The organism is Allokutzneria albata, assembly GCF_900103775.1.
In the GTDB taxonomy this organism is placed as follows: Bacteria; Actinomycetota; Actinomycetes; order Mycobacteriales; family Pseudonocardiaceae; genus Allokutzneria; species Allokutzneria albata.
This window is the reverse complement of the sequence record NZ_LT629701.1, coordinates 8,341,276-8,361,412: the sequence shown is the minus strand read 5'-3', so window position 1 is coordinate 8,361,412 and position 20,137 is coordinate 8,341,276. Positions and strand designations below refer to the sequence as shown.

General features: G+C 68.9%; 14 protein-coding genes and 2 pseudogenes. 6 read left to right on the top strand and 10 right to left on the bottom strand.

The window, feature by feature from the left end:
* The first annotated feature begins 105 nt into the window (after positions 1-105).
* The 3 genes and pseudogenes from rox to BLT28_RS38410 all read left to right on the top strand — a co-directional run bounded on the left by rox (position 106) and on the right by BLT28_RS38410 (position 3,107).
* Positions 106-1,530 carry a rifampin monooxygenase gene (gene rox / locus BLT28_RS38420; protein ID WP_043811882.1) on the top strand — a complete coding sequence of 475 codons (1,425 nt, stop codon included), beginning with the start codon at positions 106-108 and terminating at the stop codon, positions 1,528-1,530.
* A 120-nt stretch (positions 1,531-1,650) separates the two neighbouring features.
* A complete protein-coding gene (locus BLT28_RS38415; RefSeq protein WP_030430113.1) occupies positions 1,651-2,193 on the top strand; it encodes a GNAT family N-acetyltransferase in 543 nt (180 codons plus the stop codon).
* A gap of 50 nt (positions 2,194-2,243) precedes the next feature.
* A pseudogene (locus BLT28_RS38410) lies at positions 2,244-3,107 on the top strand (IS5 family transposase).
* A gap of 15 nt (positions 3,108-3,122) precedes the next feature.
* On the opposite strand, the pseudogene BLT28_RS38405 reads toward BLT28_RS38410, so the two are convergent.
* From BLT28_RS38405 to BLT28_RS38390, 4 genes and pseudogenes are all read right to left on the bottom strand, one after another.
* A pseudogene (locus tag BLT28_RS38405) lies at positions 3,123-4,034 on the bottom strand (RNA polymerase sigma factor); the annotation flags it as partial.
* Positions 4,035-4,125: 91 nt separating this feature from the next.
* Complete coding sequence (locus tag BLT28_RS38400; protein ID WP_231950556.1) at positions 4,126-5,046, bottom strand: Rv2578c family radical SAM protein; 921 nt, start codon at positions 5,044-5,046, stop codon at positions 4,126-4,128.
* A 175-nt stretch (positions 5,047-5,221) separates the two neighbouring features.
* The gene (locus BLT28_RS38395) at positions 5,222-5,833 is read right to left on the bottom strand and encodes a hypothetical protein (RefSeq protein ID WP_030430116.1); all 612 of its coding nucleotides are present in this window, start codon (positions 5,831-5,833) and stop codon (positions 5,222-5,224) included.
* Positions 5,834-6,523 (bottom strand): MBL fold metallo-hydrolase, encoded by a 690-nt coding sequence (locus tag BLT28_RS38390; RefSeq protein ID WP_030430117.1) that lies wholly within the window; start codon positions 6,521-6,523, stop codon positions 5,834-5,836.
* 138 nt (positions 6,524-6,661) lie between these two features.
* Here BLT28_RS38390 and BLT28_RS38385 point away from each other — a divergent pair, with 138 nt between their 5' ends.
* Positions 6,662-7,486 (top strand): peptidylprolyl isomerase, encoded by an 825-nt coding sequence (locus BLT28_RS38385; RefSeq protein ID WP_030430118.1) that lies wholly within the window; start codon positions 6,662-6,664, stop codon positions 7,484-7,486.
* A gap of 184 nt (positions 7,487-7,670) precedes the next feature.
* Entirely contained in the window at positions 7,671-8,264 is a 594-nt protein-coding gene (locus tag BLT28_RS38380) for a lytic polysaccharide monooxygenase auxiliary activity family 9 protein (protein WP_052407422.1), read from the top strand.
* A gap of 51 nt (positions 8,265-8,315) precedes the next feature.
* Here BLT28_RS38380 and BLT28_RS38375 read toward each other — a convergent pair whose 3' ends face one another.
* The 3 genes from BLT28_RS38375 to BLT28_RS38365 form a co-directional block, all read right to left on the bottom strand.
* Entirely contained in the window at positions 8,316-9,290 is a 975-nt protein-coding gene (locus tag BLT28_RS38375) for an aldo/keto reductase (RefSeq protein ID WP_030430120.1), read from the bottom strand.
* Positions 9,291-9,359: 69 nt separating this feature from the next.
* Positions 9,360-9,806, bottom strand: coding sequence for a MarR family winged helix-turn-helix transcriptional regulator (locus BLT28_RS38370; protein WP_030430121.1), 447 nt, complete (start codon positions 9,804-9,806; stop codon positions 9,360-9,362).
* Between the two features lie 34 nt (positions 9,807-9,840).
* The gene (locus tag BLT28_RS38365) at positions 9,841-10,659 is read right to left on the bottom strand and encodes an oxidoreductase (RefSeq protein WP_030430122.1); all 819 of its coding nucleotides are present in this window, start codon (positions 10,657-10,659) and stop codon (positions 9,841-9,843) included.
* Positions 10,660-10,713: 54 nt separating this feature from the next.
* Here BLT28_RS38365 and BLT28_RS38360 point away from each other — a divergent pair, with 54 nt between their 5' ends.
* Complete coding sequence (locus BLT28_RS38360) at positions 10,714-11,640, top strand: SDR family NAD(P)-dependent oxidoreductase (protein ID WP_030430123.1); 927 nt, start codon at positions 10,714-10,716, stop codon at positions 11,638-11,640.
* Here the strand turns inward: BLT28_RS38360 and BLT28_RS38355 are convergent.
* The 3 genes from BLT28_RS38355 to BLT28_RS38345 form a co-directional block, all read right to left on the bottom strand.
* Positions 11,637-13,454: an APC family permease gene (locus BLT28_RS38355; protein WP_231950934.1), complete on the bottom strand. Its 1,818-nt coding sequence runs from the start codon at positions 13,452-13,454 to the stop codon at positions 11,637-11,639. The two genes, BLT28_RS38360 and BLT28_RS38355, sit on opposite strands and share 4 nt — an antisense overlap.
* Before the next feature lie 186 nt (positions 13,455-13,640).
* A complete protein-coding gene (locus tag BLT28_RS38350; protein WP_030430125.1) occupies positions 13,641-14,807 on the bottom strand; it encodes an MFS transporter in 1,167 nt (388 codons plus the stop codon).
* Positions 14,804-20,089, bottom strand: coding sequence for an amino acid adenylation domain-containing protein (locus BLT28_RS38345; protein ID WP_052407423.1), 5,286 nt, complete (start codon positions 20,087-20,089; stop codon positions 14,804-14,806). Before BLT28_RS38345 ends, BLT28_RS38350 begins: the two co-directional genes overlap by 4 nt.
* Between the last annotated feature and the right edge of the window lie 48 nt (positions 20,090-20,137).

Genomic DNA, 20,137 nt, shown 5'->3' with positions numbered 1-20,137 from the left:
GACACGGGTGTCGCCGGGAGCGCTTCGCCAAGAACGCACTCCCGAAGGGCAACACCTATGCACTCTCAGCAGTTCACCGCCGAGCCGTCGTCGACCGCGCCCCTGATGTTCGATGTGATCATCGCCGGGTGCGGGCCGACTGGCGCGATGCTGGCCGCCGAGCTGCGCCTGCACGATGTGCGGGTACTGGTTCTGGAAAAGGAAACCGAGCCGGTGTCGTTCGTCCGCATCGTCGGCCTGCACGTTCGCAGTCTCGAGCTGATGGCGATGCGCGGACTACTGGACCGCCTCCTCGAACACGGCAGGCAGCGTCCGGCCGCCGGATTCTTCGCCGCCATCGCCAAACCCGCACCCAAGGGCTTGGACACCGCGCACGCCTATCTGCTGGGCATCCCGCAGCCGGTCATCGTTCGCCTGCTCGAAGAACGTGCGACCGAACTGGGTGCGCAGGTTCGGCACGGTTGTGCGGTCACTGGTCTTGAGCAGGACGGCGAGGGCGTGACCGTCGAACTGGGCGACGGCGAACAGCTGCGTGCGCGTTATCTCGTCGGCTGCGACGGCGCGCGCAGTACGGTGCGCACACTGCTCGGCGTCGGCTTCCCCGGCGAACCCTCGCGAACCGAGACGCTGATGGGCGAGATGAAGGTGGGCGTGCCGCAGGAGGAGATCGCTGCCAAGGTGACCGAAATCCACGAGACGACCAAGTCCTTCAGTCTCGGGCCCTTCGGCGAAGGGGTCTATCGCGTCGTGGTCCCCGCCGCGGGAGTCAGCGATCGCGCGGAACCTCCCACCCTGGAGGATTTCCAACAGCAGCTGCGGGCCATCGCCGGAACCGATTTCGGTGTGCACTCACCGCGTTGGTTGTCCCGTTTCGGGGATGCCACGCGGCTGGCCGAACGCTATCGGGTCGGGCGGGTGCTGCTGGCAGGCGATGCGGCACACATCCATCCGCCCATCGGCGGGCAGGGCCTCAACCTGGGCGTCCAGGACGCGTTCAACCTCGGCTGGAAACTGGCCGCACAGATCCGCGGCTGGGCACCGGAAACCCTGCTGGACAGCTACCAGGCCGAACGTCATCCGGTCGCCGAGGACGTCCTGGACAACACCCGCGCCCAGATGGAACTGCTGTCCACCGAACCGGGTCCGCGGGCGGTGCGCAGGCTGCTCACCGAGCTGATGGACTTCGACGAGGTGAACCGCCACCTGATCGAGAAGATCATCGCGATCGGCATCCGCTACGACTTCGGCGAAGGCCCGGCCCTGCTCGGCCGCCGCCAGCGCGACATCGACGTGAAACAGGGCCGTCTCTACGGTCTGCTGCATCACGGCCGCGGCCTGCTGCTGGACCGCACCGAACGCCTGACCGTCGGCGGCTGGTCGGACCGGGTCGACTACGTCGCGGATCCCACTGCGGCACTGGATGTTCCGTGCGTCCTGCTACGCCCGGACGGCCACGTCGCCTGGATCGGCGAGGATCAGCGGGACCTGGACGACCACCTCTTCCGCTGGTTCGGCGCGCCCGCCGACTGATACCGCCGGAACGGCGTGGGCCGGAGCGCGCACTGGCGGCACGACCGGGCGGGGCATCGTGCGCCGCTTCGGTTTCCCTCCCGTGCCGCACCGAGCCGTAGATCCGAAATACTGGAGCCCATGCTGACCGAGCGGCTGGAACTGCGGCGCTTCCGAGGTGACGATGTCGCGGTGTTCTGCGCCTACCGGTCGGATCCGGAGGTGGCGCGCTACCAGCCCTGGGAAACACCTCTGTCCACAGTAGACGCATGTGAGCTGGTAGACGAGTTCGCCGGACTCGACCCGGATGCGCCGGGGTGGTTCCAGTACGCGGTGGAGCTGCGCGGCACCGATGCGCTGATCGGGGACGTCGGGGTGAACCTGCACGAGAACCGCATGCAGGCAGAGATCGGCTTCACCTTCGCCAGGGAGCACCAGGGACGCGGGTACGCGACCGAAGCGGTATCACGCGTCGTGGATCACCTCCTTGTCTCCCAAGGGTTGCGGCGGGTCTCGGCGGAGTGCGACGCGCGGAACACCGCGTCGGCCCGCCTCCTGGAACGCGTCGGTTTCCGCCGGGAAGGCCACCGACCGGAGTTCACCTGGATCAAGGGTGAATGGACAGACGACCTCCTTTTCGGCTTGCTCGCGCGGGACTGGCCGCCTGCGCGGAACACGGCCTAGGCCCTGTCCTGTAAGCGGTTGATCAGGCCGTCTGGTAGTTGTGGCGTGTGGTGGGCCGGGGTGAGTTGACCGATCGGGGCGTGGGCGGTGATCGAGCCGTTGCTGCCGCCGGTGTCTGGTGGTCGGCGGCGGCGTGATCACCGGCAGGTGATCAACGCGATTCTGTGGAAGCTGCGGACCGGTGCGCCGTGGCGTGATCTGCCGGAACGGTATGGGCCGTGGAAGACCGCGCATGAGCGGTTGCGGTTGTGGACCAAGGACGGTACCTGGCAGAAGATCCTGGACGAGGTGATCGTCAAGGACGACTCCGTCGGCGAGCTCGAGTGGGTGATCAATGTGGACTCCAGCGTTGTGCGGGCTCATCAGCACGCGACCGGAGCCCGGAAAAAGGGGGCTGCGGCGCCGAAGTCGAAGCCCTCGCGGTCGCGGGTGAAGGACTGGGGCGGTCACGAGGAGGACTGAGCACCAAGATCCACCTCGCGGTCGACGGGCGGGGCCTGCCGATGCGGGTGTTGCGCACCGCCGGGCAGGCCGGGGACAACCCGCAGTTGCTGCCGCTGCTTGAGGGCATCCGCATCCGGCGTGACGGGCCGGGACATCCGCGATCGCGGCCGGGCGCGGTGATCGCGGATAAGGCGTACTCACATCCCTCGACCCGGCAAGCGTCACGTCGGCGAGGGATTACCTTCGTCAGCCCGGAACGCACAGATCAGATCGCCCGCCGCGCAGCCCAAGGCTCATGTGGTGGGCGACCTCCCGCCTTCGACGCCGAGTTGTACAAGCAGCGCAACGTGGTCGAACGCTGCTCCAACCGACTCAAACAGTTCCGCGACCTCGCCACCCACTACGCCAAACGCGCCGCCTACTCCCAAGCCGAACTCGTCATCGCCGCGATCGTGCCGTGGCTGCGATGACTTGCAGGACACGACCTAGTCGAGGTGGACGAGCAGGGCCTGTGACCGTGACGGGTGGCGCAGCTTGCACAGTGCCCTGACCTCGATCTGCCGGATGCGTTCCCGGGTCAGGCCGAGGACCGCCCCGATCTGCCCCAGAGTCCGGGGTTCGCCCCCGGAGAGGCCGAATCGCAGCCGCAGCACCCCAGCCTCGCGCTCCGACAGCGTGTCCAGGACGGCGTCCAGCTGCTTGCGCATCCGTTCCGAGGACAGCAGTTCGATCACGTCGACCGCGCGGGTGTCCTCGATGAAGTCGCCCAGCCGGGAACTGCCTTCCTCACCGACGGGCATGTCCAGCGACAACGGGTCGAGGGCGCACCGCCGGATCTCCTCCACCTTCGCCACGGTGAGCCCAGCCTCCCGCGCCACCTCCTCCGGCGTCGGATCGCGGCCGAGCGACCGCAGCAGATCGCGCTGCACCCGCTTGATCTTGCTGAGGGTGTCGACGAGGTGCACGGGCATCCGGACGGTCCGCGCCTGGTCCGCCAGCGCCCGGGTGACCGCCTGGCGGATCCACCACGTCGCGTAGGTGGAGAACTTGTATCCCTTGGTGTAGTCGAACTTCTCCACCGCGCGGATCAGGCCGAGGTTGCCCTCCTGGATCAGGTCCAGCAGCGGCAGACCCCGACCGGTATGTCGCTTGGCCAGCGAGACCACCAGGCGCAGATTCGCCTCCAGCAGCTGACGCTTCGCCTGCCGCCCATCGCGCTCCAGCCAGCGCAGCTCGGCGCGCTCGCGCACCGTGCGCTTGTCGTTGCCGCGCAACAGTTCCGCGGCGTACAGGCCCGCCTCGACGCGTTTGGCCAGTTCCACCTCCTCGTCGGCGCGCAGCAGGTCGACCTTGCTGATCTCGTTGAGGAAGAGCCGGACCAGGTCCGGGGTCGCCGTCGCGGTGGTCATGCCGACGAATCTAGGAAGGGCGGGCCGGGGTGGGCATTGCGGAAAACCGCCGGGTCTGCTGTGGAAAACCACAGGATTCCTACAGGAGCGTCAGCTGCTCCTGCCGCAGATTCGCCGGGTTGAGCGCCTCCGGCAACGCGCCCTCCGGCCACAGGTCCGCGACGTCTCCGGCACTGGACCTGCCCATGCCCTGCTGGAGGCCGTGCCTGCGCAGCAACGGCGCCACCCGCTCGCCCAGCCAGCGCCGGTAGCGCGGATCGGCGTAGCTGCCCCTGCCGTAGACGCGGTGGTAGCCCGCGACGAGGTCCGGGCGTTCGCGCGCCAGCCACGCGAAGAACCACTCGCGCGCGCCCTTCCGCAGGTGCAGCGGCAGCACCGTCACCCCCGTCGCCCCGGCCTCGCGGACGGAGGCCAGCAGGTCGTCGAGCCGTGCCACCGAATCGGTCAGCCAGGGCAGCACCGGGGCGACGAACACGCCGCACGGGAGCCCGGCCTCGCGCACCCGCCGGACCAGTTCGAGGCGCGCCTGCGGGCTGGCCGTCCCCGGTTCGAGCGAGGCCTGCAGCTCACGGTCGAGCAGCGCGATCGACACGCCGATCCCGATCGGCACCCGCTGGCCGACCTCGGCCAGCAGCGGGATGTCCCTCGACATCACCGTGCCCTTGGTCAGGATCGAGAACGGCGTCCGCGCGTCGGCGAGCGCGCGGATGATCCCCGGCATGAGCTGGTAACGACCCTCGGCGCGCTGGTAGGGATCGGTGTTCGTGCCCATCGCGACGTGTTCCCGCGTCCACTTCGGCGAGCGCAGCTGCGCGGCCAGCACCTCGGGTGCGTTGATCTTGACGATGACCTGCGTGTCGAAGTCCCGGCCGGAGTCGAGGTCGAGGTAGGTGTGCGAATCCCTGGCGAAGCAATAAGTACAGGCATGGGAGCAGCCTCGGTACGGGTTGACCGTCCAGCCGAACGGCATCGACGAGCCGCCCGCCACCTTGGACAGCACCGACTTCGCCCGGACCTCGTGGAAGGTGACGTCGGCGAAGCCCGGCGTCGGGGTGGTGGAGTACTCCAGCCCCCGGCAGGGTCGCGGTCATCCGGTCGTCGCGCTGGCTGTCCCACCTCATGACTATGATTCGAACACGTGTTCGAACGGGCCGCAAGGTTCGCGGGGAGACGGTTCACAGGGAGGCGACGAGCTTTGACACCACCTCGGGGGCGATCCGCTGCGCGAGCTTGCCCTCCTCGGCCGCCGCCGCGAGCACGAACAGCGGCCGCTCGTCGAGCGCGGCCTCCCTCGCCTCCGCGCGCAACTGCGCGACCAGCAGCTCGGAGAACAGCAGCGCGTGGGGCTGCCCTGTGGCGCTGAGCGCGTCGGCGAGCTTGCGCAGGGCCAGGGGCTCCAGTTCCCGCAGCCGGTCCTCGGCGTAGATCGCGAGCCCGACCGAGATCGTCCTGCCGCCCGCGGTGACCAGCAGGCTGACCGTGCGCAGGCCCTTCGCCTGACTGACCAGCACGCCCAGGTCGGTGACCTCGGCGAGGTCGGCGCTGGTGGTGCTCAGGCCGCGCACCGTGAGCACGCGCCCGTCCAGCCAGCTGCGCTTGCGGGACTCGGCGAACGAGAGCAGCGACGGCGGGAGCGCGAGCACCACGAACAGGACGAGTCCGGCCACGGGGTCGAGCAGCAGCGCGACGAGGACGCCGAGCAGCGCCGCGATCAGGCCACCGGCCAAGCCCACCAGCAGCGCGCGCCTGCGCAGCAGGTCGGGCGAGAGGAGATCGAGCGGAACCACTCACAGCCCCCTGGTGGGGAAGGACGCGCCACCGCCGGAGAGGAACGGGTTGGTCACGCGTTCCCGGCCGATCGTCGACGCGGGGCCGTGCCCGGGCAGGACCACGGTGTCGTCGGGCAGCGGCAGGATCTTCTCCTTCAGCGACCGCATGATCTCCTCGGTGTCCCCTCCGGGCAGGTCGGTGCGGCCGATGGAGCCCGCGAAGAGGGTGTCGCCGGAGAACAGCAGACTGCCGCCCTCCTCGGTGCTGATGCGGAAGCAGACCGAGCCCTTGGTGTGCCCCGGCGTGTGGTCGACGGTGAAGCTCAGGCCGGCCAGCTCCAGCACGGAGTCCCCGGCCAGCTCGCGGACCTCGTCCGGTTCGGCCATCTCGATCCGGCCGCCGAACAGCGCGGTGGCCGTCGGGCCGAGTGCGCGCGCGGGGTCGGCGAGCATGGCCCGGTCCTCCGGGTGGATCCAGACGGGCACCCCGTGCGCCCGGCACACCTCGGCGGCGGAGAAGACGTGATCGAAGTGGCCGTGGGTGAGCAGCACCGCCGCCGGCGTCAGCCGGTGCTTGCGCAGGGCCTCCTCGATCGGTTCGACAGCGTCCTGACCTGGGTCGATGATGACGCAGTCGGCGTCTTCGGCCGGGGCGAGCAGGAAGCAGTTGGCCTGCAGCGCGCCGACCGGGAAGCCTGCGACGAGCACAGTGGAGACCTCCGGGAAAGCGGTGTTCACGGACAGGAGAGAATTTCGGCGTCAGCCTAACGGGGCGGCGTGCCACACCGGGTTCACACCGTGTTCCCTAGACTGCCCCGTCACGCACGATCCTCGGGAGGGAGCACTGTGCCGAGCAACGAGCAGCGCCGCCAGGCCGCGAAGCGGAAACTGGCGCGTCAGCTGGAGCGTCGCGCCCAGCGCGCCAAGCGGCGCCGCGTCATCGGAATCTCCTCCGCCGTCGGCGGAACGGTCCTGGTCGTCGCGCTGATCTTCTGGATCACGACGATGCCGACGGAGACCGAGCCGGCCGCGAAGCCGCTGGAGATCCCGACCGAGCTCGCCAAGCCCGCCACCCGGCCGACTCCGCTGCCCCCGAAGGTGACCTGCGAGTACAAGCCCACCCAGGGCGAGCCCGCCGCCAAGGGCGCGAAGGCCCCCGAGGGCAAGGACATCTCCTCCACCGGCACGGTCAAGGTCAACATCGAGACCAACATCGGCACCCTGCCGCTGACGCTGGACCGCTCGCTGGCCCCGTGCGCGGTGAACAGCATGATCAGCCTGGTCAACCAGGGCTACTACAACGACTCGGTCTGCCACCGGATCAGCACCGAGGGCCTGCAGATGCTGCAGTGCGGCGCACCGAACCCGGACGGCTCAGGCGGTCCCGGCTACGCCTTCGCCGAGGAGGTCTGGCCCGAGCTCACCTACGGCCGCGGTTACCTGGCGATGGCCAAGACCAGCGCCGCGAACAGCACCGGCGGCCAGTTCTTCATCGTCTACGGCAACGCCGCGCTGAGCCCGGACTACAGCGTCTTCGGCACCATCGGCGAGGACGGCCTGAAGCTCGTCGACGACGTCGCCCGCGCCGGGCACGACGGCTCCTTCGACCCGAACCCGGGTGGCGGCAAGCCCAAGAAGGAAGTCAAGTTCATCAAGGCGACGGTCAGCTAGTACCGATCCCGCACGAGGGCCCGTCCGAAATGATCGGACGGGCCCTTGTCATTGCGCGAAGAGCAACGGAAAAGACACGCTTGTGGCGGTACGGCTACCGTCGCACCGTCCGCTACGGTCCTATTCCCTGCGAATTCTCCGCCGCCGCGATCATGCTTCATCCTGCTCAGCATGAGGAGTATCGGTGGCAAGCAAGATTCTTGGACGGATCAGCGCGGTGGCCGCGGCCTGCGTGGCCCTTCCGCTCGTGCTCACCGGCGTGGCCGGCGCGCACGGCTACACGACCAACGTCCCGAGCCGGGCCTACCTGTGCAAGACCGGCGCGGTGTCCAACTGCGGGCCGATCCAGTGGGAACCGCAGAGCGTGGAGGGCCCGAAGGGCTTCCCCGCCCGCGGACCGGGTGACGGCCGCATCTGCGCCGGTGGCCTGGGACAGTTCGCGCAGCTGGACGACCCGCGCGGCGGATCGTGGCCCGCGCGGAAGGTCAGCTCCGGGCAGAACCTGACGTTCAGCTGGACCCTGACCGCGCCGCACGCGACCACCTCGTTCCGCTACTTCATCACCCGCGACGGCTGGAACCCGGCCGCACCGCTCACCCGCGCCGCGCTGGACCCGGCGCCGTTCTACACGGTGAACTTCAACGGGGCCCGGCCCGGTTCGACGGTGACCCACACCGGAAAGCTGCCCGCGCGGACCGGACGGCACCTGATCCTCGCCGTGTGGGATATCGCCGATACCGGCAACGCTTTCTACCAGTGCGGTGACGTGACTTTCTGAAAAGGATGGTGAAATAGCCTCCCGGGGCTCCGGGAGGCTATTTCGCCGCGACTACCGGCCGCTCATCGACAGAAAGGCTTCCGGGTAGCGCGGCCCGGCCGTCTCGCCCAGGTCGAGCGCCGCGAGGTCGTCGGCGCCCAGCTCGATCTCCGCCGCGGCCAGGTTCTCCTCCAGCCGCTCCCGCCGCTTGGTCCCGGGGATCGGCACCACGTCCTCACCGCGGCTGAGCAGCCAGGCGAGCGCGATCTGGGCGGGCGTGGCCCCCTTGCGCTCGGCGATCTCGCGCACCGAGGTGGCCGCGGCCATGTTGGCGTCGAAGTTCGCGCCCTGGAACCGGGGGTCCGTGCGGCGGTAGTCGGTCTCCGGGTAGTCCTCCGCGCGCATCGCGTCCCCGGTCAGGAAGCCCCGGCCCAGCGGCGCGTACGGCACCAGGCCGATGCCCAGTTCCCGCAGCACCGGCAGGATCTCCGCCTCGATGTCCCGCTCCCACAGCGAGTACTCGCTCTGCAGCACCGAAACGGGGAAGGTCGCGTGCGCGCGCCGGATCGTGTTCGCCCCGGCCTCGGACATGCCGAAGTAGCGCACCTTCCCCGCCTCGACCAGCTCACCGACCGCGCCCGCGACGTCCTCGATCGGCACGTTCAGGTCCACCCGGTGCTGGTAGAGCACGTCGAGGTGGTCGGTCTCCAGCCGCCGCAGCGACTGCTCGACGACCCACCTGATGTGCTCGGGACGGCTGTTGAGCTCGCCCTGCTTGCCGTTCTCGTCGAACTCCCAGCCGAACTTGGTGGCCACGACCGCCTCGTCGCGCCTGCCGCGCAGCGCCCGGCCGAGCAGCTCCTCGTTGACGAACGGCCCGTACATCTCGGCCGTGTCGAAGAAGGTGCACCCCAGGTCGAGCGCGCGGTGGATGGTGGCGATCGACTCGGTGTCGTCCGGGGTGCCGTAGGACCGGCTCATCCCCATGCACCCCAGCCCGAGGGCCGACACCCGCAGTCCCTGCCGCCCCAGTTCACGGATCTCCATCGTGACTCACTACCTCTCGACTCGGTGTTCGCCACTGAACCTAGGAGTTGGAGCGCGCTCCAACGCAAGTCAGTGGTGCCACGCGGCCCCGCCAACGTTGTGGATCATGCGCTGGAGGACCTTGAGCGCGCGCACGTACTCCTCGTCCGGGATCCCCTCGTGGATGCGCGCCCGCAGGTCCCGTTGCAGCAGCGCGATCTTCGTGTGCAGCGCCCTGCCGTCCTCGGTGAGCGCCAGCCCACCGGGACCGGAGACGGCCCAGCCCCGGTCGAGCACGGCGTCGATCTCCGGCTGCAGGTCCGCGCCGACGTCCAGGTAGCCCTCCAGGACCGAGGTCACCTCGGCGCGGGTCTTGTCCCCCTCGGCCAGCTGGTTCAGCACCCACCACCGCGGCTGGGTGAGGTCGTGCTCGGCGAGGGCGGTCCGGATGAAGGTGACCGCGGCCTTGTGCGCGGCCCACGCCCAGTAGCCGATCGGCTGCCCCGCGAGCTGGTCATCGCTGTGTGAGTACTCCATGGGACCGACCGTAGGAACTCAACCTCGGTTGAGGTCAACGGTCCAGCCTGCGTGTGGCGATCTTGTCGAACCGGCGGTCGGAGAACAGCCGGTTGAGCCACAGCAGGGGCTTGGCCAGGTATCCCACCGCGTAGCGCGACTTCGGCCGGTCCGCGGTGACCGCGGCGAGGACCGCGCGTGCCACCACTGAGGGATCGGAGAGCTTGTGCCGCTGTGCCTGCCCGGACTCCGTGCGCGCCGCCATCGCCTCGGCGAGCCGGGCGTACGCGCCCTGACCGGACAGTTCGCGCAGCTCCGCCGCGGTGCCGTCCTGGATCTCCGTGGCGATCAGGCCGGGCTGGACGACCACGACGCCGATGCCGAACCGGCCGACCTCCTGGCGCAGCGAGTCGGAGAACGCTTCGAGGGCGTGCTTGGACGCGTAGTACCAGGCACCGAGCGGGAGGGCGATCTCGCCGCCGACCGAGGAGATGTTCACGATCGTGCCTGACCGCTGCGCGCGCATCGACGGGAGCACCAGCTGGGTCAGCCGCCCCGCGCCGAAGAGGTTCACCTCGAACAGCTCACGGGCGCGCTTGAGCGGAACGTCCTCGACCGCTCCGTGCACCGCGATCCCGGCGTTGTTGACCACCACGTCGATCCGGTGCTGCTCCTCAAGGATCGTGCGCACGACGCGCTCGGTCGCCACCTCGTCGGTGATGTCCACGGTCATGGTGTGCGCGCCCGCCTCGCGCAGGTCGTCCATGCGCTCCAACCGCCTCGCCACCGCGTAGACGACGTGCCCCGCGCGCAGCAGCTCCAGTGCGGTGGCATGGCCGATGCCCGACGAAGCGCCGGTGACCAGACAGATCATCCCTACCCCCTCGCGTTTGACTTGGAGCGCGCTCCAATTCCTAGCCTCGATGGCATGACAACGGCTCAGCACAAGATCGGCTCCGGGTTCGGGGCCAGGAGCACCGCCGACGAGGTGCTCGACGGTATCGACCTCACCGGCAGGCTGGCGATCGTCACCGGCGGCTATTCCGGTCTGGGATTGGAGACCACTCGCGCCCTGGCCCGCGCCGGCGCCACGGTGGTCGTCCCGGCGCGGCGGCGCGCCACGGCCGAGGAGGCGGTCGGTGACATCGCGGAGGTGGACGAGCTGGACCTCGGTGACCTGGACAGCGTCCGCGGCTTCGCGGAGCGGTTCCTGGCTGCGGGACGGCGCATCGACATCCTGATCACCAACGCCGGGATCATGGCGTGCCCGGAGACCCGCGTCGGTCCGGGGTGGGAGGCGCAGTTCGCCACCAACCACCTCGGTCACTTCGCGCTGACCAACCGGCTCGTGCCCGCGCTGAACCCGGGCGCGAGGGTCGTGTCGGTGTCCTCGGCCGGGCACCGACGCTCGCCGATCCGGTGGGACGACGTGCACTTCGAGCGCGGCTACGACAAGTGGGCGGCCTACGGCCAGGCGAAGACCGCCAACATCCTGTTCGCGGTGCAGCTCAACGCCTTCGGCGTGCAGTCCTTCTCGCTGCACCCCGGCGGCATCCTGACGCCGCTGCAGCGCCACCTGCCCAAGGCCGAGCAGGTCGAGCTGGGCTGGATCGACGAGGACGGCAACGCGTTGATCCCGTCCTTCAAGACCCCGGAACAGGGTGCGTCCACCCAGGTCTGGGCCGCGACCTCACCGCGGCTGGCCGAGCTGGGCGGCGTCTACTGCGAGGACTGCGAGGTCGCCGAGGTCTCCGACGACGACGCGCCCGGCGTGCGCAGCTACGCGATCGACCGCGACGAGGCCGCGCGGCTGTGGGCGCTGTCGGCGGAGCTGACCGGGGTGAACGCCTTCTAGCCGCCGACGTGGATGCCGGGCCGGCGGTCCGGGTTCTCCTCCGCCGTGCGCAGGATCTCCCGGACCACCGGCGCGGTGTCGCCCTTGCCGAGGATCAGGTAGCGGAACAGGTGGGTGAGCGGGTTGCCCTCCGACCACTCGAAGTGGCAGCGCGGCCGCACCCCGGTGGTGTCCCGCAGCGCCAGCAGGATCGCGGCGATGGCGTTGGGCACCGCCGGGCTGTCCGCGCGCAGGACGCGGTGCCCGTCGATCTCCACCCCGCGCACCCGCAGCACGTCGCTGAAGTCCGACGGGTCCACCACGTCGATCTCCAGGAACAGCACGTCGGCGGCGCCGGGGACCGGGTTCATCCCGCGCTGGGCGGCCTCCTTGGCCGAGTACTCGGCGTTGTCCCCGGCCTGCCGCTGGTTGGCGATGATGTTCAGCGCGGAGTCGTGGTCCAGCGAGTCGGTGACGAAGCGCCGCGCGGCCTCGTCGAACTCGATCCGCTCCGCGCGCAGCTCGGTGGTGCGGCTGACCCGGGAGATCAGCGAGATGACCACGATGCCCGCGATGAACACCGCCGAGATCGCGATGCCGTCCGGCTTCTCGATCACGTTCTCCACCAGGGCGTAGAGCAGCACCAGGGTCAGCACGCCGAAGCCGAACAGCGCCCCGCGCTGGCGGTGCCGGGCCGCGGAGATGGTCACCGCGACCGAGCCGGAGACCATCATCGCCAGGATGCCGGTCGCGTAGGCGCCGGACTGCGCGTTGACGTCGGCGCCGAAGGCGATGGTGATGCCGATGCTGATCGCGGTGTAGACCAGCACCACCGGCCGCACCGCGCGCCCCCAGTCCGGCGCCATGCCGTAGGAGGGCAGGTAGCGGGGCACGATGTTGATCAGCCCGGCCATCGCGGAGGCGCCTGCGAACCACAGGATCAGGATGCTGCTGATGTCGTATACGGTGCCGAAGCCCTCGCCGAGCTGCTGGTGCGCCAGGTAGGCCATGGCCCGCCCGTTCGCCTTGCCGCCGGGGGCGAACTCCGGGCCCGGGATGAGCATCGTGGTCACGAAGCTCGTCGCGACCAGGTACACCGACATGATCACCGCGGCGGCGGTGAGCAGCTTGCGGGTGTTGCGGATGCGGTTGTCCAGCCGCTCGCGCTCGGTCTCGCCCTTCGCGGCGACCAGCGGCATCATGCTGACACCGGTCTCGAACCCGGAGAGCCCGAGCACCAGCATCGGGAACGCCAGCACGGCGGCGCCGATCGCGCCGGGCAGGCCGCCGGGGCTGTGCGTGAGCGCGTCCCACCACGAGGACACCGCGACCGGCGAGGTGAACAGCTCCACCACGGCCGCGCCCACGGTGATCGCGTTGAGCAGCAGGAAGATCGCGACCAGCGGGATGGCCACGCCGACCGCCTCGCTGAAGCCGAGCAGGAACACCCCGCCGAGCACCAGCAGCAGCACGACGGTGATCAGCACCTCCTGCCCGTGCAGGAACTCCGGCGCCAGCGGGTTCTCCAATGCGTGCACGGTGGCGTCGGCCGAGGACAGGGTGATGGTGATGATCCACGAGGTGGCGACGAACCCGAGCAGGACGAGCACGAAGACCTTGCCGCGCCAGAACGGCAGCAGGTCCTCCAGCATGGCGACCGAGCCCTGGCCGTGCGGGCTCTCCCTGGCCACCCTGCGGTACATCGGCAGCATGCCGAGCAGCGTCAGCGCCACGATCAGCAGCGTCGCGAGCGGGGACAGCGCGCCCGCCGCGAGCGCGGCGATGCCGGGCAGGTAGGACAGCGTGGAGAAGTAGTCGACGCCGGTCAGGCACATGACCTTCCACCAGGACTGGGGTGTGCCGTGGCCCTCCCCGGTCTCCGGGCCGACCGGCTGTACCCGGTTCTGCAGCAGCCAGGCGGCGAGCCGGCTCTTGGGCGGCCGCGGCCGGACCGGACTGTCCACTGAGGCCGGTACGGCCAGGGTGCGCTCTTCCACGGACGCGAATGTAGCGAAATTCGTTCAGGAAGGCTTCAGGAAGGCGACCAGAACCGCGCTGAGCAGGTACAGACCGGCGAAAATCCAGACAACTCCGGCCATTCCGACCAGCGGGAAGAAGGCGGCGACGATGGCCGGGCCGACAAGCATGCTCGCACCTGCACCCAAATTGAGCGCGGCCATTGCCTGCCCCCTGTTCCCAGGAGCCAGCGCGGGCACCAAAGCGGACAGCGGGGCGTAGGCGGCGGCCGGAGCCCCGTTGAGCGCGGCGGCGACCAGGGCGAGCGCGTACTGCTGTCCTGCCAGCAACGGAACGTAGTAGAGCAGCAGGAGCGTGACCGCGCAGCCGACTCCGCCGAACCACGCGATGGTGCGTCGCCAGCCGATCCGGTCGCCGACGGCACCGAAGATCAGATTGCACACCATGGTCGTCGCGCACATCACGAAGGACAGCCGCAGCCATTCGGCGAGGCTGAACCCGATGGTCTGGGTGAAGAAGATCGGCATCAACACCGGATAGGCGTCGTAGGCCGAGCTGCAGATGCAGCGGACCACCGCGCCGACGCCGACTTTCCCATTGCGCCACAGGATCGCCACGCTGCCGAACAGCACCGCGAGCGGGTTGTCCGTTGCCGCGGGCGCGCTGGTCTCCCGCACCAGCAAGAGCGTCATGAGACAGCCGCAGGCCATGCACAGCAAGGCGAACCACAACGTCGGGTAGGTGCCCAGCCACGGCACGAGCACGCTCGCCGACAACGCGCCGAACACCAGCAGCCCGCCGACGTAACAGAAGTAGAACCACCCGACCGCGCGGCCCAGTCGTTGCTCCGGCGTCACCGCGGTGAGCCACGTGAGGAACGCGAAGGCGAACAACGGAAAGCCGAAGCCGCGCAACGCGAAGCTGACCAGCAGCAGCGAGAAGTCCAATGTGGGCAGTGCGACGGTGAGGAACAGCACCTGGAACACCGCCCAGATCACGCTGCCCACCCACATCACCTTGCGCGGGCCCCACAGATCGGAAAGGGCACCGGAAAGCCATGACGCCACACCCACTGCGACACCGCGCACAGTGAACAGCATGGCGATCGAGTGCAGCGACACTCCTCGATCCGACAGGTAGGCGGAGAGGAAGCCCTGGTCGATCCCCTCCCCCAGCATGAACAGCAGCACACCGGGAAAGCCCCAGATCATCGCGACCACCTCAGGTTCCCGGCGATGATCGGGCCGATCTCGGCGAGCGGTCCGGGACGCATCATGTCCGCGTGCGCACAGGCGATCCGGTGTTCTTCGATCCGCCCGCCGATGTAAGGCGCCCAGGGTGTCGCGGTCTCCTCCGGGCCGGCGGTGAAGAACAGCATGTCACCTTCGAAGCGCTCGGGAACGTGGCCTTCGAGGCTTCGAACCACTGGAACACCACCGATCGCGTACTTCGTCAGCGCCGACACCGTGTCGGGGTCAAGGTGCACCATCCGCTCGACGATCTCCGCGGCGCGGGCACGAGTCAGCTGCTTCTCGTCCGTCGTCAGACCGAGGTTGGCGAGGAATCCAGCGAGGACCGTGTGCTCGTCCACCGGCGCGGAACCGTTGTGCGGATAGGCACTCAGCACCGTGAGCGAAACAACCTCCGCGCCTAGCCGGGCCGCGAGCGCCTGTGCGATCACACCGCCGAACGACCAGCCGACCAGGTGGTACGGGCCTTCAGGGCGGACCGCGCGGATCTGATGGAGGTAGTCGGACACCATCTCGTCAATGGTCTCCGCACAGCGGTCCGGCTCCGCGATTCCTCGCGCTTGCAAGGCGTAGACCGGATGTTCGCCATCGATGTGGCGCAACAGCCCGGAGTAGCACCACCCGAGCCCGGAGACCGGGTGAACGCAGAACACGGGCGCCCCATCCCCTTTCTCCCGCAACGGAAGCACGACGGCCAGCGCGTTCGGTTCCGCATCGACGGGACCGGCGAGCCCGGCGACGGTGGGCGTCCGGAACAACGCGCGTGCAGCTAGATCGACTCCAAGCACTGATCTGATCCGGCCCGTCAAACGCATCGCGAGCAGTGAATGCCCGCCCAGCTCGAAGAAGTTGTCGTCGATGCCGACCTCCGGCAGTTCCAGCGACTCCGCGAAGAGTTCGCACAGGACTCGTTCGCGCTGCGTACGCGGCGCGCGTCCCGGCCTGGGCGGCTCCGGGGTGGGCAACGCTGCTCGGTCGACCTTCCCATGCGGAGTCAACGGGATGGCGTCGATCCACACCGCGATCGACGGCACCATGTACTCGGGCAGGACTGATCGCAACCGTGGCAGGACGTCACGGTCAGCTCCTCGCGGTACGAGATAGGCGACCAGCCTTTCGCCCTGAGAGATCACGACTGCCTGCGCCACGGCCGGATCAGCGAGCAATACCGCCTCGATCTCGCCGGGCTCGATCCGGATTCCGCGGACCTTCACCTGGTCATCAGCACGGCCGATGAAGGACAGTGTTCCATCGCGATTCCACCGGGCCAGGTCACCCGTGCGGTAGAGACGCGTTCCGTCACCGGCAAAGGGATCCGCGATGAAGCGTTGCGCCGTGAGAGCAGGACGACCGAGATAGCCCCGCGAGACCTGTTCCCCCGCAAGATAAAGCTCTCCGACCACACCTGGTGGCACCGGCTGGAGGTGCCCGTCCAGGACATGGGCCCGCGTGTTGCGAATCGGTCGACCGATGACGGGCTGCGCCGTTTCACGCACGTCAGCGATCACCGTGTTCACCGTGCACTCAGCCGGACCGTAGAAGTTGTACGCCCGCACAGAGCTGCGTCTCAACTCTGTCCACAATGGATCTGGAACGGCTTCTCCGCCGAGCAGGACCACAGCGGTGTCGACTCCGAGTGCCATGAGGTGCTGGAAGTACGACGGCGACGTTTCGAGGCAGTCAATGCGCTCCGCACGCACGTACTGGACAAGCGCTTCGGGATCACGTCGCACGTCGTCGCCCACCACGTGCAGCTCATGCCCGCCCAGCAACCACAGCAACGAGTCCGTTGCGGCGTCGAAGGACCACGAGGCGACGTGCACCACGCGGGTCCGGCGCTCCAGCAGTGGATGGAGATCGTCGGAATGCCGCCGCAGCAGGTTCACGACGTTGCGGTGCTCGACCAGAATCCCCTTCGGCACGCCCGTGGAGCCGGAGGTGAAAACCACGTAGGCGGGATGCTCCGGCAGCAACGCTCTGGGCGGAGCAGCCTCTGCGGCGGAGAACGGCAGCTCTTTCAGCACGACCGCGGGCTTCGCTTCCCTCAGCATGAGGTCGATGCGTTGCTGCGGATACTCCACGTCGATGGCGAGATACGCGGCCCCCGCCTTGAGCACGCCGAGGATCGCGATCACCATCTCCGCCGAATGCGGCAGGAGCAGCGCGACGATCTTCTCTGGCCCCGCACCACGTGCGACCAGCTCGTGCGCCACCGCATTCGCTCTGGCGTCGAGTTCGGCGAAGGTCAGCCGGACGCCTTCTCCGACCAGCGCAACGGCATCCGGGGTGCGTGCGGCCTGCGCTTCGAACACGTCCGGCAATGTCGTCGGAGCGTTGGGAACGGCATCGTTGTCCCAGTCCGACAGCATGCTCCTTCGCTCTACTGTGGACAGCACATCGATCTCGCTGATCCGAGTCCGGGGGTTGGCGACCACCGCCTCGAACACGCGGCCCAGGCGGAGCGCGAACTCATCCACTGCGGACTCGTCGAAGAGATCGGCTCGGTACTCGATCCTCCCGATCTCACCGACCAGGGTGAAGCACAGATCGAACTTCGACGTCGTCTGCACCACGGGTTCGGGCTCGACGACAAGCCCGGGCAGGCGTAGTGCCGCCCGCGGCTCGGGCAGGTACACCACCATCACCTGGAACAGCGGGTGCCTCGCGGTACTCCTCGGCGGGTTCAGCTCCTCGACCAGCCGCTCGAACGGCAGGTCACCGTGCTCGAAGGCGGCGAGATCGTTTTCCCGCAACCGTTCCACCAGTTCGGCGAACGTGGGGTTCCCCGATGTGTCCGTGCGCAGCACGATGGTGTTGAGGAAGTAGCCGACCAGGTCCCGCAACGCCTCGTCGGCTCGGCCGGACATGGGCGTCCCCAGGGGGATGTCCGTGCCCGCCCCGAGTTTGGTCAACAACACCGCGACGAGGGCATGGAAGATCACGAATGTGCTGGCGTCGAGTTCCCGCGCGAGTGACGACGGATCGAGCGCGAACTCGACAGCACCACCACGGGCCGAAGCCACCGCCGGGCGGGACCGATCGGTCGGCAAAGCGGTCTCGTCCGGGAGTCCGCGCAACGCCTCGCGCCAGTGGGCCAGCTGCGCGTCCATCGGCTGCTCTCGTTGCCACAAGGCGAAATCCGCGTACTGCACAGGCAGCGGCGACCAGTCCGGCGCACGCCCTGCGACCCTGGCGGTGTAAGCACTGGCGAGATCTTCGACGAGTGGCCGCATCGACCACTCGTCGCTGGCGATGTGGTGCAGCACCACCGTGATCAAGTCGCCCGCCACGAACACGCGGATCGGGATCTCCCGCTCCAACGCGAACACGTGCTCAACATCGGCAGGCCCGACGGTGAGCGGCACCTCGGGCTCATCGAGAACCAGCTGGTACGGCGCACCGTCGACGATCGGGAAGATCGTGCGCAGGCTCTCGTGCCGGGCAAGCACATCAGCCACGGCGGCACGCAGGGCCGCGATGTCCAGATCGCCCGTGACCCTCCAGGCGAGCGGGACGTTGTACGCCGAGCCCGCGCCCTCGACCTGATGCGCCAACCACATCTGTTGCTGCGCGAAGGACAACGGCAGCCGGGCCGGACGTCGCCTCGCGACAAGCGCGTCCCGCACTGTCTCCGGCAGCATCTCCGCGAGCCGCGCTGGGGTACGCGCGTCGAACACCAGCCGCAGGGGAACATCCACTCCGAGCACCGCCCGGATCCTGTTCACCACCTGCAACGCCAAGAGCGAATGTCCACCCAGGGCAAGGAAATCGTCGTCCACGCCCACTCTTCCGAGCCCGAGCACGTCGGCGAAAGCGGCACACAACGCCGCCTCGACCGGAGTGCGCGGAGCCGCACCCGACACCAGCTCGGCGAAGTCGGGGTCGGGCAGGGCGTCGCGGTCGACCTTGCCGTTGGCGGTCAGCGGCAGCGCCTCGATCACCACCACCGCCGCGGGCACCATGTACCCAGGCAACCCTTGGAGTTGTTGTGTACCCAATGTGGCACTTGTTTCGCTGGACGTAACGAATGCCGCATTGGGTACAACGTAGGCGAGGAGTCGATCAGCGCGGGCGATCACGGCAGCCTCGGCCACGCGAGGGTCGGCGAGCAACGCCGCCTCCACCTCCGCGGGCTCGATGCGGTGGCCGCGAACCTTGATCTGCCGATCTGCCCGACCGAGGTACTCCAGCTCCCCCGGCTCGGTCCACCGCGCGAGGTCCCCGCTCCGGAACATCACCGATCCCGGCGGCCCGAACGGGCACGCGACGAACCGTTCCGCGGTGAGCCCAGGGCGGTTCAGATAGCCACGAGCGACACCGTCTCCGGCGATGTAGATCTCCCCGACAACGGCCGGGCGCAGCCGTTCGTCCAGCACGTGAATCCGTGCGCCGGGGATCGGCCGCCCGATCGGCACCGGACCGGACGGCAACGCGTCGCCTGGCTCGACGCGATGCACGACGCACCCCACCGTCGCCTCGGTCGGGCCGTACTCGTTCACGATCGCGGCCCGGGGATGCCGTTCACGCCATGACCGCAGCGCCTCGCCGGTGAGCTGTTCGCCGCCGACCACCAGGTCGGTCACCGCGGGAAGCTCGGGCAGCAGCGCGATGTGCGCCGGCGTCGCCTTGACGAACTCCACTTCGCGCGGCCACTCGTCCAGGCAGACGCGACCACCCGACACCAAAGGCGTGTACAGCGCGGTGACCGTGAGGTCGAAGGAAATCGGCGAGTGCACCACGGCGCTCCGCCGCGCGCCGGGATACGCGTCCTTCGCGAAAGTCAGGTACGAGCTGAGCGCGCCGTGACTGACGACAACGCCTTTGGGATGCCCCGTGGAACCTGACGTATAGATGACATAGGCGGCGCTCGACGGGGCCACCCGGATGTCGGGATCGGAATCCGGATAGCCGTCCAAGGATTCGACGGCGCTCACCACCTCGACCGGCCGGGCATCGGCGAGCATGAGTGCGATGCGTTTCACCGGATGGTCCGGGTCGACAGGCAGGTAAGCCGCGCCGGTCTTCAGCACCGCGAGCAGCGCGACCGGGAGGTCGAGCGTCCTCGGCAGCACGACGGCGACGAAGCGTTCAGGGCGGGCGCCGCGCTGGATCAGCGCGTGGGCGAGGCGGTTGGCCCGCGCGTTCAGCTCGCGGTAGGTCAGCACCGCGTCCCCGTGCACCGCGGCGGGCGCGTCCGGGGTCAGCCGGACCTGCCGCTCGAACAGCTCAGGTAAGGAAAGCACCGGAGGAATCCCGAAAGGAGCAGGGACGAATGGAGCGAGGACCCTAAC